The sequence below is a fragment of the [Flexibacter] sp. ATCC 35208 genome (assembly GCF_001975825.1).
Lineage (GTDB): Bacteria > Bacteroidota > Bacteroidia > Chitinophagales > Chitinophagaceae > Chitinophaga.
Map to the genome: position 1 here is coordinate 105,408 of NZ_MTKN01000022.1, position 16,093 is coordinate 121,500.

The window sequence follows — 16,093 nt, forward strand, 5'->3', positions numbered from 1 at the left end:
CGTAAAATGTACCCCCCTCTGTTCGATTACCCCTTTTTTTACATAGCTTTGCGCCCTCATACAGTTCTTGATTATAAGATGATTAGCAGAAGAAATATCCGGGTAAAGGTCATGCAAACCCTTTATGCCCTGGAAACGATGGAGCCAGGTACTATTAAGCCAGGTACGGCTACCAGCTTACTGAACGAGAAGTTGGACCAGACCAGTCAGATCTTTACCTATTTACTATATTGCCTTACTCAGGTAGCGCAATATGCGGAAATAGACGCACAACAACGTGCTTCTAAACATCTTCCCTCAGCCGAAGACCTGACCGTAAACACCAAAATTGCAGGCAACGAGTTCATTTTCCAGATTATTAATGATAAAGGATTCCAGGTAAACCTGGAAACCGGGAAGCTCAAACTCATTCCGGAACAGGATATGCTGCGTAAGCTATATCACATCCTGGTAGCTTCTGAAATCTATCAGACTTATATCCAGGAACCTTCCCGCGATAAAAAGGTTGAAAGAGAAATTATCGAGTACATCTATAAGGAAATACTTAGCAAAGAGGAACTTTTCCTTCAGCACATGGAAGATACCTTCCTGCACTGGGGCGACGACGCAGAGATGATGTCCCTGCTCATTGCTAACTACATGCACAAACCTCACCTGTTCAACTTCCTTCAGCTCATCAGCAGAGAAAAACTGGAATATGCCAAAGAACTCCTGCTGACCGTACTGGACAAGAAGGATTATTGCCTTGAACTCATCAAGCCAAAATTGCAGAACTGGGATCCTGAGCGTATTGCCGCTGTCGATATGCTGCTGATGGAAATGGGCGTGTGCGAATTCCTCTTCTTCCCAACTATTCCTACCAAGGTAACAATCAACGAATATATTGATCTGGCCAAAGCCTACAGTACGCCACAAAGCGGACAGTTCGTAAACGGCATACTGGACAATATCCTGAAAGACCTGGATGCGGCTCACCAGATAAAGAAAATAGACCGTAACAAAAAATAACTAATTTTGACCTATGAAGAAGGTATTCTACCTGCTAGCCTGCAGTACCCTCCTCCTGGGAGCCTGCGGCAATAATCAAAGCAGTAAAAAAGGGGCCGGTACACCCGTTACCGAGATTAAAAAAGGTACGCCCACCATCTCTTTCGAAGAAATGGAACATAGCTTCGGTAATGTCGTGGAAGGTGAAAAAGTAGAGTACTCATTCAAATTTACAAACACTGGCGATGCGCCGCTGGTCATTACTGACGCTACCTCCAGCTGTGGCTGTACCATCCCCGATTGGCCAAAAGAACCAATCCAGGCAGGAAAAAGCAGCTATCTCAAAGTAGCATTCAACAGCGCAGGTAAGTCCGGCTTCACGACAAAGCAGATCGTACTACATGCCAATACCACCCCAAAGCTGGTGCAAGGCCCAACGATCATTTGTACTGTGGTAAAACAATAATAAACTTAACAACAAATACAAACATTTACGATGTACACAAACATGCTTAACATTTTACTGATGGGTGCTCCAGGTGGAACCCAGGGCGGTAGCGGTGGTATGGTGCAGCTGCTGTTTTTTGGTGGTATGATCCTGGTGATGTGGTTATTCATGATCCGTCCTCAGACAAAAAAAGCTAAAGCACAGAAAGATTTTATCTCTAACCTGAGAGAAGGTGATAAAATCGTTACCATTGCTGGTATCCACGGTAAGATCAATAAATTCAATGATAACAATACCGTTAAGATCGAAGTTAGCGCAGGTACTTACCTCACTATCGAACGTTCTGCAATCTCAATGGAATATACCACTGCTCAGCAGAAAGCTGCTGAACCAGCTGCTAAATAATTCTACATCCGAAAGGATGACAGGTCCCAAATTCCTTTACCGGAGTTTGGGATTTTTTTTGATCTTTGGACATATGCTAAAAATAGGTATTACAGGAGGCATCGGCTCAGGCAAGAGTACTGTATGCAAGGTCTTCTCCCTGCTTGGTATCCCCGTGTACTATGCGGACGATGCCGCTAAAGAGATCATGCATACTGACTCGCTCCTCAAAGCCAGTATCATTCAACACTTCGGCGAAGACATGTACGACGAAAACGGCCAGCTGCAACGCGCAGCCCTGGGCAAAATTGTCTTTAACGACAAAGACAAACTGGAACTGCTCAACTCCCTCGTACACCCCGCCACCATCCGGCATAGCGAAGAATGGGCCGACAAACAGCAAGCCCCTTATATTATTAAGGAAGCTGCACTCCTCTTCGAATCAGGTTCCTTCGCCTACCTGGATAGGATCATTGGCGTGACCGCCCCTCAGCCAATGCGCATTCTGAGGGTCATGAAACGTGACAACGTCTCCCGCGAAGATGTGCTGGCACGTATGTACAAACAAATCGAAGAACCCATCAAAATGAAATTGTGTGACGATGTCATTCACAATGATGAACAACAGATGGTCATACCTCAGGTACTCGCCATCCATGCTAAATTGCTGGAACTGGCAGGCGCCTAATCATTCACCTTAAAATATCTGCATGGGGAAAACCGTCAATTCGTCTAAAGCTACACCCGTTCTGCTGCTGGAACTGCAAAGTAATCACCCGGAACCTATTAAGATCAACGCCGGTTTATTGAAAGAAGATGCCGGTGGCCGTACCTGTCAGCGAATGCCCCTGCATGATAAAAAATCCCTGTCCATATTTAATACCCTGCCTGCCGGCGTTCAACACCTGCTGCACCCCTGCACACAGGAAGCCATGCTGTACAAGGAACTGCAACTGAAAGATAAATTCAGAGAGTCCCCCGTGAGAGAACTGACCTTACAGCAGTACGTACAGGAAGGAATGCAGCAATACCTATATCATACCTTACAACAACTGCGCCCCCTCACTCCTGTATTGCCCTGGTATACCATGATCACTGACGAAAGCATGCTGATAAAACATACCCGGCCCGCTACTGTCAATAACTATACGCCTTCCCTCTCCTTTGAACTCGTGCAGGGCGATGATGGCGTTATCCGCATGGTGGCCTTCGTCAATATCAATAACCAGTCTTTTCCACTCTCCGGCTTTGAGCACTATGGCTTCTTACTGCGCAGCCGCGGGGAACTCTTTATATTACCGCCTGCCAGTGCCAATGCCCTGGCAAAATTCTCCGGTGGCTACATCGATGCTATACCCGGCGAGGAAGGCGCTTTCCTCCAACAGATAGTTGAACCCCTCAGCGAATTATTCCCTGTCAATAAAAGTATTCTGCTGGATAAGGATGTGATCGATGTCACCCCCACCTGCAACATATGGCTCAGTGAACTGAATAAATCTTTTCTCGTACTCACGCCGCAATGGCAGTACGGACAATTTACCCTCGACGATTCACCCGACAAAGTCGTACTTCGCACGGAAGGCGATACGCAATTCGAGATCAAAAGACACCTGGATGAAGAAAAAGAGATCATCACCTTCATCCGTTCCTTGCATGCCCGCTTTGCACAACAGCGAAACGGTTATTTCTACCTGCCGTTTGCAGATGCAGAAAAAAACCAGTGGTTTGTAAAGTGCTATCGTAAACTCACCGACCGGAACATTGGCGTATATGGCATGGATCAGTTACAACATTTCAGGTACAATACCAATGTACCTGTGATGGATATTCAATGGAGCGGCGATGATAAAGATGCCTTTGATCTTGAAATCAAAATCCACTACGGCGATATTCCCGTTGCATTGGTAGACCTGCAGAAAGCGTTGGTGCACAAGCAACCACACCTATTACTGAAAGATGGTACCATAGGTGTGATCCCCGAAGAATGGCTGCATAAATATGACCTGCTCTGGAAACTGGGACAGGTACAGAAAGACAAACTGAAACTCTCCCGCCTGCATTTTACCATCGCACAGGAGATACTGCAGGGCAATCATTCAGAAGATACCCTGCAACGGCTACAACAGCTGCAGGCCCAGCCAGGTAAAGATTTCCCTGTACCAACCTCTATTCAGGCACAACTGCGTAATTACCAGCAGGCTGGTTTTGAGTGGATGTGTCTTCTCGATGCCATGCGCTGGGGTGGCTGTCTCGCAGATGATATGGGTTTGGGTAAGACCTTGCAGACCATCACTTTTTTACAACACCTCTCTAATAAATACCCCGGTGAAACACACCTGGTTGTATGCCCTACTTCCCTTATTTATAACTGGGAAAGTGAACTGAAGAAATTCGCGCCCGACCTAAAATACGCCGTCTACCATGGCGGTAACCGGCAATACGATCCCGCTGGTTATGATCTGATTATTACCAGCTATGGCACCGTACGTAGCGACCAGGATATCTTTGCCCGTCAAGTGTTCGGCTATATTGTGCTCGATGAAAGCCAGGTAATCAAAAACCCTGCTTCACAGACCACAAAGGCCCTGCAGGTACTGCAATCGCGCAACCGCCTCATCCTGAGCGGTACGCCTATCCAAAACAATACCATGGACCTCTATGCGCAAATGAACTTTGCCAACCCGGGATTGTTGGGCAACCAGGCATTCTTCCGCACTGAATTTGCCATGCCTATTGATAAATATTCAGATGCTGAAAAAGCAGGTCAGTTACGCCGCCTCATCTACCCATTCCTCTTAAGACGAACTAAGGAACAAATAGCCCAGGACCTGCCGGACAAGACTGAGATCATTATGTGGTGTGAAATGGGCGATGAGCAGCGACAGGCATACAATCGCATCCGCGATCTGTACAAAGAGAAGGTGTTAAACCGCATCCAGGAACAGGGAATCGCAGCTAGCACGATTTATGTACTGGAAGGTCTGACCCGTCTGCGGCAGGTATGCAATGCGCCTCAGCTGGTGGAATCTGAATCGCATATCACTCATTCTGTTAAACTGGATGAGCTGATGCGCGAAATCAGTGAAAACACCGGTGCGCACAAGGTATTGGTCTTCTCACAGTTCACCGGCATGCTGCAGCTCATAGCGAAAGCAATGGAGCAGGAAGGACTGAAATTCCTCTATCTGGATGGTAGTACAAAAGCAGAAAACCGCCAACAACTGGTGAACCAATTCCAGCAGCAAGAGGAAATGCGGGTATTCCTGATCAGTCTCAAGGCAGGTGGTGTAGGTTTGACGCTGACGGCAGCTGACTATGTGTACCTGGTAGATCCATGGTGGAACCCGGCCGCTGAGCAACAAGCCATAGACCGTACTCACCGTATCGGCCAGCAGAACAAAGTGTTTGCCTACAAGATGATCTGTAAAGACAGCGTGGAAGAAAAGATTCTTGCCTTACAACAACGGAAAAAGATGATTGCAGATGATCTGATCAGTGAAGATACCGGCTTTGTGAAAAAACTGACGGAAGATGATGTGGCATTTTTGTTTAGTTAATAAAATTATTTTCGAAATTTGTAGTATGTTAAATAACTCCAGGTCTATTATCATGCTTATGGTGGCGTTCTTTGCCACTTCATTCACGGTTCGTGCCCAGCAAGGGGCGCCACCGAAATTCCCTGAAGGCTTTAATATTCAGAAAGGGGTAAATATTGGTTACTGGCTATCAGAATCCAATGGCCGTAACGGTACGGCACAGGTAGATTTTTTTGGTGAGCAGGATGTGGTCTTACTCGCACAAAAAGGTTTCGACCACCTGCGTATACCTATAGATGAAGGTGAGCTGTGGAACTATAAGAACGAGAAATATGCAGATGCTTTTAAGTATATACATGCTGCCATTGGCTGGTGTAAAACAAACAAGCTGCGTGTAATTATTGACCTGAATATACTGAAGGGACACCGCCTGTGGAGCGATGATGATGAACAGGATCGTTTTATTGACATATGGAAAGAACTGGCGCTGGAGCTGAAAAAATATCCAACAAACCTGGTAGCATATGAGTTACTCAGTAATCCTGCAGCAGATAGTGCAGCACAATGGAATGATCTGCTGGCAAAAGCGATCAAAGCCATCCGTGAAATTGATCCTAAAAGAGTGATAGTAGTAAGTAGTAACCAGAATGGCAGTTACAGCACGTTTTCACAGCTGAAACTACCTGAAGGAGACAATCACATTATACTCAACTTTCACTATTACGAACCCGTTTACTTTACCCATTACCGTTATAATGGCAGCAGACAGCAGGATTACAGCGGACCGGTTCATTATCCCGGTGCGACAATCACTGCCAAAGAACTGAACCAGCAACCGGCCACTATCAGAAATCTGCTGGCAGGTAGTACGCAGGATTATAATGAAGATATTATAGCAGATCAGATAGCAACAGTAGCCAGAGTAGCAAAGAAGTTTAAAGTGCCGCTTATATGTGGAGAATGGGGCTGTACAAGTCTGACCCCCAGAAAAGACAGGATGCGTTGGTACAAGGATATGAAAAAGGCACTGGATAAAAACACTCTCTCATGGACAGTGTGGACATATAAAGGAGATTTTGGGATAATGGCAGATGATGGTAGTGAGGATGATAAACTACTCAAATTACTCACTAAGGAATAAAGATTTTTTAAACGGTTTTGTCTGACGACAAAACCGTTTTTCTTTTAAAGAAATGACTATATCCAAATTTAAATCTACCCCTACTTCACAATCCAATACGCCAACGCCAGCCACACCAACCCCTTCACCAAAAAGAACAGGAAGCCCCAGATTCCTACCCTCCTGATCCACTTTACCCAGGTATTTTTTGCTGTTGCTATTGCCATAAGTAAACTATTTACATGCAAAATAATATACTCCCCCAAAAGAGCAACATCGCTTTTATCTATACCCCAATAGGTAAGAAAAAAGCCTTGCTCCGGCTCACTCTGAAAAATATCCCCCACTCCCCCAAAAGAAAAATTTCCTCCCTGCAGTCCTGTCACCAAACCTACCCACCCAAAAGAAGCGCCACCTCCTCGCCTCCCCGCAAGCATCTCTACCAAATAAAAAGCCCCTCGGTTACACCGAAGGGCTCTTATATATCAAACATTTAATTGAACACTATTTCTTAACAGCTGCGCCAGCTAAGCCTTTCTTATCTGCATCTTTTACAGGAATTGCTTCGCTTTCATTAGCTAACTCATTCTTTTTGTCGAAGTCCACCAAAACCGGTGCAGCTACGAAGATAGATGAGTAAGTACCGGTTATCACACCAATCAGCATCGCAAATGCGAAACCACGGGTTACCTCACCACCAAAGATGAAGAGGATCAGGATAGTCAGGAATACTGTCAGAGACGTCATTACTGTACGGCTCAGTGTATCGTTGATCGCCTTGTTGATGATGCTGTCTCTTGACTGACCCTTCATCTGACCACTGCGGAAGTACTCACGGATACGGTCAAATACGATCACGGTATCATTCATTGAGAAACCTATCACCGTTAGTATCGCCGCAATGAAGTGCTGGTCAACTTCCAGTGGGAACGGAACGAGATTATGGCAATAAGAGAATACCGCCAATGTTACCATCACGTCATGCAACAGGGAGAAGAGTGTACCGATAGAATATTGCCACTTGTTGAAACGTAACAGGATGTACAGGAAGATCACTATCAGGGACAGGATCGTCGCTTTCACCGCACCTGCACGCAGGTCATCAGAGATGGTTGGTGATACTGTCTGGGAAGCTACGATGTAACGAGGTGAAGAGAATACTTCATAAGTCACATTATTATCATAGAATTTCTTCAAACCATTGTACAGTTTCTCAGTTACTTCCTTATCAACTTCAGGACTCTGTTCGTTGATCTTATAGTTGGTAGTAATGTTCAGCTGGTTAGTGTTACCGATAGTTTTCACATACGGCTCTGTACCAAATTCTTTTTCCAGTACGCCACGTACTTCTTCGGTCTTCATTGGCTGTTCGAAACGAACAGTGAAGCTACGACCACCATCAAAGTCAACTCCGTGACGGAAACCGTGAATGAAGGAAGAGGCACCCAGCAGGATCATGATACCAGAGATCACATAAGCATACTTTCTCTTACCTACGAAGTCAAAAGTAGCATGCTTGAAGATCTTCCTGGAAATCGGGGTGAAATATTCGAAGTGACGTTTCTTGTTGGTATAGTAATCAGTTACAATACGGGAGATCATGATACCACAGAACAGGGACAATAACAGACCGATGATTTGAGTGGTAGCAAAGCCCAGTACAGGACCTAAACCGAAGTAGAACAGGATAATTGCGGTGAGCAGGGAGGTGATGTGACCATCCAGTACAGGCGCATAAGAACGCCTGTAACCATGTTCCACAGCCTGTTGGTAAGTTCTGCCATGCACCAGTTCGTCCTTGATACGTTCAAAGATGATTACGTTCGTATCCACGGCCATACCTACAGTCAGTACCAGACCGGCTATACCAGGCATCGTTAGCGTCGCACCTAGCGAAGCAAGAATACCGAAGGTGAACAGCAGGTTCAGTACCAACGCGATGTTTGCAACGATACCAGCAGTATTATAATATACCAGCATCAGTACGAAGATCACGATGAAGGAGATGATGAAGGATTTAGCACCAGCTGCGATAGATTCAGCACCCAGGGTTGGTCCGACAATCTGCTCCTGAACAATTTTAGCCGGAGCAGGCATTTTACCTGACTTCAGGATATTTGCAAGGTCTTTCGCCTCTTCAACGGTAAAGCTACCGGTGATCTGGGAGTGACCTCCAGGAATTTCATTAATAATTGAAGGAGCTGTGTAAACGATGCTATCCAGTACCACCGCTACATAGTTCAGGTTGCTGCGATCGTCTTCTGCGCCACCTTTAGGAGCTAGTTCGCCGGTCAGCTTTTTCCATTCTCTCGCACCTACGTTATCCATAGTCATGCTGATCTCAGCATTACCATTCTGGTCGAAATCCTGTTTAGCATCTACAACTCTTTCACCGCTTACACGTGGAGCTGGGTTAGCTGGATTGATTTTCAGACCAAATACTTCGATCACACCATGGCGGTCTGTTTTATTTTCAGGACCAAAAGCAAATACCAGATCTTTAGGCATTACGGCTTTCACCGCAGGCAATGTCAGGTAAGCTTTGAAGGTAGCGGTGTCAGAGGGTAGAATCCTACCGATAGTAGCACTAGGATATGGACCTTCCTGTGAAACGTTCGGATGCAGAATGCCAAACAGTGGGTTAGACTTCAGGAATTCCTTTTCTGCGTTCGCCATCAGCTTGGCAGAGTCAACTTTACCGTTCTTATCTTTTGCAGAATCGTTCATGAAGCTAGCCAGGCTACCTTCTTTAGAAGTATCAGCAGCAGCTTTGCCAGCTTTTGCAGTAGCTACTGCAGTAGCTGCGGTAGCAGCCGTGTCAACAGTGGCTGGTTTAGTGGTGGAAACATTTTTCAGTGCTTCGTTCATCTTCACCAGTACATTGTTAAAGAAGTCAGCGTCGTTTCTGTACACTTCGCGGAACTCCAGGTTCGCACTCGCCTGCAGGTATTTCCTTACACGATCAGGGTTGTCTACCCCAGCCAGTTCTACGGAGATAATACCTTTGCTTTCGTCCAGACTGATGTTTGGAGAAGCTACCCCAAACTTGTCAATACGTTTTTGCAGTACGAGGTAAGTATTTTTAATTGCAGCACCTGCTTCGCTACGGATCACTTTCAGAACGTCCGCGTTAGAGGTGTTGAAATTGATGTCTTTCTGATAAGCGTTGGCAAAAATGGTTGCCAGACGACCGTTAGGAGCTACCTTCTGGTATTCCTGCCCGAACAATGTTACAAAATCCGACTGGCTGGTCTTTTTTGCTTCCGCTGCATTCCTCAGCGCCTGGTTAAAAGCTGCATCAGTCGAGTGACCGCTCAGCGAACGAATCACATCTTCCACGCTCACATCGAGCACTACGTTCATACCTCCCTGGAGGTCAAGCCCAAGGTTCAGCTCTCTTTCCTTGGCTTTAGTATAGGTTATGTACCAGGGAAAACCCGCGATCTGTTGATTGCTGGTGCTATCCAGTATCCTTTGTCTCCTTACTTTTATCAGATCAGTCAGTGTATCCTGATAAAAAGCCTGTTGCTCTTTACTGTTTGGATACTTCTCCACAGCACTTTTGTTCGCCTTTAAGACGTCGTTTTTGGCTTGCAGGTCTACCTTGCTCTCGTAGCTGCGGACCAGAAACGTGAAAGACAAGTAATACACAGAGATAAGGATCAATGCACCGGCAAAAAATCTAACCAGTCCTTTAAGTTGCATATTGTTTCGGGTTTATAAAAAATTTTTAAGAGTTGCAAAGATAGAATTTAAATTGATATATTAAAGCCGGAGAAACTCAGAAAAGGAAAAAGGTGGAAAATATTGGTTTTCAACTCTTAAACCGGAGTTTTTTGCCCTTATTTAGTCTTCTCTAAGTGTGTGCCAATGCTTTTCTATCTGGTTGATACTATACCTTGCAGGCTGCAATACTAATAAAAATATGCAAACCTCCAATTACCTTCCCCAAGACTCTTTTTTAGATTCCCTGCTAAATACACAGACAGCCCGCCTTGGACGGGTTTTTGCCAATCCGGAAAAGTACCGGCTGCAGATTATTTATACCAGGATCGACCGGGATGCGCAAAACACCCCCCATTGCACAGATTTCACCTATAGATTGGACAAAAACACCTATTTCTACCCCGCCTCTACCATAAAACTGGCCGCCACCGCCCTCGCCCTGGAAAAACTGAATAACCTTTCTATCCAGGGCCTGGACCGCCATACTCCCATGTTCACCGGAAGTATGCCCGGCGCTACCCCGGCCGCCCTCACAGATGCCTCCTCCCCTTCCGGATTCCCCTCCATCGGTAATTATATTAAAAAGATATTGCTGGTCAGTGACAACGATGCCTTCAACCGGCTCTATGAATTTATCGGTCAGGAAGCCTTTAATAAAAGTCTCTGGGCCAAAGGGTACCCCGGGGCACAGGTCAGACACCGGGTGGGAGTCTCCGGTATTTCACCCGAAAAAAACCGGTATACCAACCCCATTACTTTTCGCAGGGGCAAAAAGGTCATCTACCAGCAACCTGGTCTATACAGCGCCCTCACCTTCTCCCCCAGACACGACCAGATGGGGAAGGCATACTATAATGAACAAAATGAACTGGTCGAAACCCCAATGGATGCCTCGGAGAAAAACAGGATCTGCCTGGCAGACCTGCACAATATTTTAAAAAGTATTATTTTTCCTGATCTTGTAACAAAATCACAACGTTTCCGTTTAAATGATGGCGACTATGGATTTTTATACCACTGCATGTCAGCACAGCCGGAAGAATCGGAGCAACCAACTTTTGATTCGGCAGCGTTTCATCATAATTACGTGAAGTTTCTGTTGTTTGGTGCAGAGAAAAACAACAATATCAGTGGTAATGTACGCAGCTTTAATAAACCAGGATGGGCATATGGCACATTAACAGACGTGGCCTATATAGCAGACTTTGCCCACCGGATTGAATTTATGTTATCTACAACCGTTTATGTAAATGACAACACTGGAATCCTTTCCGACGAAAATTACCAGTTCAAACAGATAGGCGAACCTTTCATGCAGGCCTTAGGCGAGCTTATTTATAATTATGAGCGCCAACGGCCGCGGATATATCGTCCCGACCTGTCCCGGTTCAAAATTGACTATTCCAATAAAATCTTTTGAAAATACCAAGTTCTAATTCTATATTAAACAAGTGAGTGAAATGGCAACAAGTAAACGTTTATGGGCAGTAGCGGCCCTTTTAGCAATGGTAACAGGGTTTACCGCATGTTTGAAAACTGAAAACACAACTCCTTCAAGACCAGTCGCTGCTTTCGTTGTGATCAATGGTATCACAAGTGCTGCAAAACTGGACTTCTATGACAACTCTACCAAAGTTAAGGACAGCATCTCCACAGGATTTGCAGGTTACAACTACCAGGCCTACGGTGGCTACCACCTTTTCGACCTGAAAAGATATGCAACCAGCACTACAGTGGTGTCTACCAGCGCTGCCAACTACGATTCGCTGACCTACTACACCCTGGTAGCATTCGGTGATTCTACCTCACCTGTGTTCTATCCGATCGAAGACGATTTCGAAGGTGCTAGCAACAGCAACCTGAATATCCGCTTCTGGAACTTATCACCTAACATCGGTGCGGTTGACGTATACCTGAACACAACTAAAATTGACAGCAACAGAACATTCTCCCTGTCCAGACCAAGTTCTGTGTTCAAGGCACTGACCACCGTATCCACTGCGACTTCTATCACCATCAAGAAAGCAGGTACGGAAACAATTGTAGCAACTAATAATTCTTCTTCTACCCAACTGACTTCAGGTGGTGTATACACCATCTTCCTCACAGGCGATGCCAATGTCACCAGTGGTACACTGGCTCCTTATGTTGGATATATCAAGAACTATTATTAATAGAATTTACCCGCTTCTGTCATTGGCAGAAGCGGGTTTTTTACTATATCTTAGCCCCATGAGGCTAACTATCCTGATAATATTCCTGCTATCCTATTCCTTTATTAAGGCCCAGACTCCACGCTATATTATCCAGTTGCGCGATAAAGCCAACACTACCTGGTCCCTCGATCAACCCTCCCAATTCCTTACTGCCAAAGCAATTGCACGCAGAACAAAACAACACCTTTCCATAGACAGTACAGACCTGCCGGTATCTCCAACCTACCGTGACAGCATTGCTGCTGCCGGAAATGTAAATATATTGTATACTTCCCGCTGGTTTAATCAGGTCATCATTCAGACTACTGATACCACCGCCCTGAGAAAAATTCAATCCTTCTCCTTTGTGGAAAAAACCAGTACTGAAGGCCGTAAATCCGCGCTACGAAAAACCATTGCGGCCAACGGCAAAAGCACGAAACTGTCAGGCACCGGTACTTACGGTGGCGCTCATTGGCAGATGGAACTACATAATGCCATCACCCTGCATGACCACAATTATAAAGGACAGAACATGATCATTGCCGTTATTGACAATGGTTTCCCTTCTGTGAATGTAAACCGTGCTTTTACCAGTACCAATATCATCAGCACCTGGGATTTTGTCAAGGCCGCTGCTAACGTATACGACTATGGCGAACATGGAACGGAGGTTCTCTCCATCATGGCATCCAACCTCCCCGATGAGATGATCGGATCCGCACCGGAAGCAGGTTACATCCTGCTCCGTACAGAAGAAACAGACTGGGAAAAACCCATTGAAGAAAATAACTGGGTAGCTGCGGCTGAATATGCAGACAGTCTGGGTGCTGATCTCATCTCCTCCTCTCTTGGTTACAATACATTTGACGATCCTGTTTATAATCATACTTATGCAGATCTGGATGGAAAAACGACCATCATTGCCCGTGCCGCCGCTTTGGCTGCTGCAAAGGGAATGATCGTCGTCATTGCCGCAGGCAATGAAGGTGCGAATGACTGGCATTATATATTGACACCCGCTGATGCAGATAATATTCTGACGGTAGGCGCAGTCAGCCCCGAAGGTGATCTGGCCGACTTCAGCGGCCGTGGCCCCACCGCCGATGGCCGTATCAAACCAGATGTGGTATCTGTCGGCAAAAATAGTCAGATCGTACGACCAGACGGCATACTTACACTAGGCGATGGTACATCCTTTGCCACACCAGTCATAGCGGGTCTCACCGCATGCTTATGGCAGGCATTCCCTAACAGTACGAACCAGGAAGTGATCAATGCTGTCAAGGCCAGTAGCAGCCAGTATAGCTCTCCAGACAATGATATGGGATATGGTATTCCCAACTATCAGATAGCTTACAATACCTTACTAGCCAGTACTTTATCGAATGATACTTTACAGTTTCAGCACAGCTGGCTGAAAGCAATCCCCAATCCTTTTACAAATGAGATCAAAACATTTGTACATGTAAATGCAGGTCAAAAGGTGGAACTGGCGCTGTTTGACAATAACGGCCGCAGGATCAGGACAACAAACTTTACCCCTGCTACAGATTATTATTACTATGAATGGCCTGCTGACTTTTCAGCATTACCTGCCGGTATATATTATTTAAGGGCGCAAAAGGGCAGGGACAAGGCCGTGGTGAAGCTACTAAAACGTTAAGTATTTCCGCTCCTCCTAACTACGATCACAGATTTCTTCCACTATCAGTTACAAAATTATTGTAGGTTTGTTGCTGGTCGCGCACCTACTAAACATTTTTGTTATGAAGCATTTGGAATTAGCAGAAAGGCTGTCAAGGATCTCTGAGCCACAAACGATCAAGATGGCGAAGTTGAGCCGCGAGTTGAAAGCACAGGGCATAGACATTGTGGATCTGAGTATTGGCGAACCTGACTTTGACACGCCAACCCACATCAGGGAGGCAGCAAAAAAAGCCATCGATGAAGGCTTTACGCATTACACACCCGTAGCTGGTATTGCAGATCTGCGAGCGGCAGTAGTGAAGAAACTGCAACGCGATAACAATCTGGAATATCTGCCGGAACAGATTGTGGTATCGACAGGTGCCAAGCAAAGTATTGCCAACGCAGTGCTGAGTGTAATCAACCCCGGTGATGAGGTCATTATCCCTACCCCCTATTGGGTCACTTATTCAGAATTAGTAAAACTCTGTCAGGGTACGGTTGTGTTCGTACCATGCAGTATTGAAAATAAATTCAAGATCACCCCTGCACAACTGGAAGCGGCTATTACGCCAAAAACAAAGTTGTTCATGTTCTCTTCTCCCTGCAATCCTACCGGATCTGTATATAGTAAAGAAGAGCTGAAAGCACTGGCCGATGTATTTGCCAAATATCCTGGTATCTACGTGATGGCTGATGAGATCTATGAATACATCAACTATGTAGGTAAGCACGAAAGCATAGCACAGTTCGAGGGAATGAAAGAACGCACGATTATCATCAATGGTCTGAGTAAAGGCTTTGCGATGACAGGATGGCGTTTAGGCTACCTGGCTGCACCTGCAGCAGTAGCAAAAGCGGCGGAGAATATGCAAAGCCAGTTCACTTCTGCAACCTGCTCTATCACACAAAAAGCAGCAGTGGCAGCACTGAATGGTCCGAAAGATTCTGCTGATGAAATGCTGGCAGAGTTCACCAAAAGAAGAGCATTTGTATTTGAACAAATGAGCCAGATGCCAGGTTTGAAACTGATCAACCCGGACGGCGCCTTCTATATGTTCCCGGATGTAAGCAGCTTCTTTGGCAAGTCTTACGACGGTGTAGAAGTGAACAATGCAGATGATCTGTGTATGTACCTGCTGCACAAAGCGAACGTAACATTTGTAACAGGTTCTGCCTTCCAGCAGCCAAATGCCATCCGAATTTCTTATGCCGCTTCTATGGAGAAGCTCCAGGAAGGGATGAAGCGTTTGAAAGCAGGTCTGGAAAAACTGGCCTAAATAATTCATTTCCTATAGAAAAGCTTTTGCCAAATCGGCAAAAGCTTTTTTTTCGCCACTACATCTGCACATTATTATTTATATATTTGCACCTGCAAACAATTATTATACATGGGTATGACATCTCAGCAAGCCCTCTTTATCGTACTTGGACTTGGCATTCTAACTATTCTATATATGACCTTGAAGGATATGTTCCTAAAACCTAAAGACAAGGAGGTAACACCTGTCACCGCCGCACCTGTTTCTGAAAAACGCAGCAGCGACCCGGCAGTCCTCCCCCTCCAATTACAAGCCTATGAAAGAATGGCTTTGCTGGTAGACCGCATCAACCTGCAGAACCTGATCAGCCGTGTATACCAACCCGGCCTCGGTGCTACAGACATGCAGGTGGGCCTGATTCACACTATCAAAGCTGAATTCGACCACAACGTCACCCAGCAGATCTACGTCTCTGCAATCGCCTGGGAAGCCGTAAAAACACTGAAAGAACAAACCATCACGATCATCAACCAGGTTGCCAGTCAGCTCCCGGCCGAGGCCACCGCGATGGATCTTAATAAACATATTCTGGAAGTATTCCTGCAAGCTGAATCATCCCCTGCCGAAATGACCGCGCAGATCGTGAATGCCGAAGCCCGCAAGTTATTCTAACAAAAGAGGATACTGAAAATCGAAAAGGAGGTGTATCAAAAGTATGATACACCTCCTTTTTCTTTGAAAATAGT

The 16,093-nt window shown here is 45.7% G+C and carries 14 protein-coding genes; 11 read left to right on the forward strand and 3 right to left on the reverse strand.

The features are described from left to right. Positions 1 to 111 precede the first annotated feature (111 nt). From nusB to coaE, 4 genes are all read left to right on the forward strand, one after another. Positions 112 to 1,008, forward strand: a complete 897-nt coding sequence (gene nusB / locus BW716_RS15920; RefSeq protein ID WP_235643735.1) for a transcription antitermination factor NusB — start codon at positions 112 to 114, stop codon at positions 1,006 to 1,008. A 13-nt stretch (positions 1,009 to 1,021) separates the two neighbouring features. Continuing rightward, positions 1,022 to 1,453 carry a DUF1573 domain-containing protein gene (locus BW716_RS15925; RefSeq protein ID WP_083723740.1) on the forward strand — a complete coding sequence of 144 codons (432 nt, stop codon included), beginning with the start codon at positions 1,022 to 1,024 and terminating at the stop codon, positions 1,451 to 1,453. A gap of 42 nt (positions 1,454 to 1,495) precedes the next feature. Further along, positions 1,496 to 1,840 (forward strand): preprotein translocase subunit YajC, encoded by a 345-nt coding sequence (gene yajC / locus BW716_RS15930; protein ID WP_235643737.1) that lies wholly within the window; start codon positions 1,496 to 1,498, stop codon positions 1,838 to 1,840. A 73-nt stretch (positions 1,841 to 1,913) separates the two neighbouring features. After that, positions 1,914 to 2,507 carry a dephospho-CoA kinase gene (gene coaE, locus BW716_RS15935; protein WP_083723744.1) on the forward strand — a complete coding sequence of 198 codons (594 nt, stop codon included), beginning with the start codon at positions 1,914 to 1,916 and terminating at the stop codon, positions 2,505 to 2,507. Between the two features lie 1,191 nt (positions 2,508 to 3,698). On the opposite strand, the gene BW716_RS38995 is transcribed toward coaE, so the two are convergent. Beyond that, positions 3,699 to 3,887, reverse strand: a complete 189-nt coding sequence (locus BW716_RS38995; protein ID WP_368677477.1) for an SWIM zinc finger family protein — start codon at positions 3,885 to 3,887, stop codon at positions 3,699 to 3,701. Between the two features lie 112 nt (positions 3,888 to 3,999). On the opposite strand from BW716_RS38995, the gene BW716_RS39000 reads away from it, so the two are divergent. Both BW716_RS39000 and BW716_RS15945 read left to right on the forward strand, forming a co-directional pair. Beyond that, on the forward strand, positions 4,000 to 5,376 hold the full coding sequence (locus tag BW716_RS39000) for a DEAD/DEAH box helicase (RefSeq protein WP_368677478.1): 1,377 nt from the start codon (positions 4,000 to 4,002) through the stop codon (positions 5,374 to 5,376). Positions 5,377 to 5,401: 25 nt separating this feature from the next. After that, positions 5,402 to 6,496, forward strand: coding sequence for a glycoside hydrolase family 5 protein (locus BW716_RS15945; protein WP_083723750.1), 1,095 nt, complete (start codon positions 5,402 to 5,404; stop codon positions 6,494 to 6,496). A gap of 80 nt (positions 6,497 to 6,576) precedes the next feature. Here the strand turns inward: BW716_RS15945 and BW716_RS36155 are convergent, their stop codons facing one another. Both BW716_RS36155 and secDF read right to left on the reverse strand, forming a co-directional pair. Then, positions 6,577 to 6,702 (reverse strand): alanyl-tRNA synthetase, encoded by a 126-nt coding sequence (locus BW716_RS36155; protein WP_143708868.1) that lies wholly within the window; start codon positions 6,700 to 6,702, stop codon positions 6,577 to 6,579. A gap of 277 nt (positions 6,703 to 6,979) precedes the next feature. Further along, positions 6,980 to 10,180 carry a protein translocase subunit SecDF gene (gene secDF / locus BW716_RS15955; protein ID WP_083723754.1) on the reverse strand — a complete coding sequence of 1,067 codons (3,201 nt, stop codon included), beginning with the start codon at positions 10,178 to 10,180 and terminating at the stop codon, positions 6,980 to 6,982. Between the two features lie 220 nt (positions 10,181 to 10,400). Here secDF and BW716_RS15960 point away from each other — a divergent pair, with 220 nt between their 5' ends. From BW716_RS15960 to BW716_RS15980, 5 genes are all read left to right on the forward strand, one after another. Continuing rightward, positions 10,401 to 11,621, forward strand: coding sequence for a serine hydrolase (locus BW716_RS15960; protein ID WP_143708869.1), 1,221 nt, complete (start codon positions 10,401 to 10,403; stop codon positions 11,619 to 11,621). Positions 11,622 to 11,661: 40 nt separating this feature from the next. Continuing rightward, entirely contained in the window at positions 11,662 to 12,375 is a 714-nt protein-coding gene (locus tag BW716_RS15965; protein ID WP_083723758.1) for a DUF4397 domain-containing protein, read from the forward strand. A gap of 58 nt (positions 12,376 to 12,433) precedes the next feature. Continuing rightward, positions 12,434 to 14,062, forward strand: coding sequence for a S8 family peptidase (locus tag BW716_RS15970; RefSeq protein WP_179091159.1), 1,629 nt, complete (start codon positions 12,434 to 12,436; stop codon positions 14,060 to 14,062). A gap of 103 nt (positions 14,063 to 14,165) precedes the next feature. Next, entirely contained in the window at positions 14,166 to 15,365 is a 1,200-nt protein-coding gene (locus BW716_RS15975) for a pyridoxal phosphate-dependent aminotransferase (protein WP_083723762.1), read from the forward strand. A gap of 177 nt (positions 15,366 to 15,542) precedes the next feature. Further along, positions 15,543 to 16,019, forward strand: a complete 477-nt coding sequence (locus tag BW716_RS15980; RefSeq protein ID WP_083723764.1) for a hypothetical protein — start codon at positions 15,543 to 15,545, stop codon at positions 16,017 to 16,019. Positions 16,020 to 16,093: the final 74 nt, after the last annotated feature.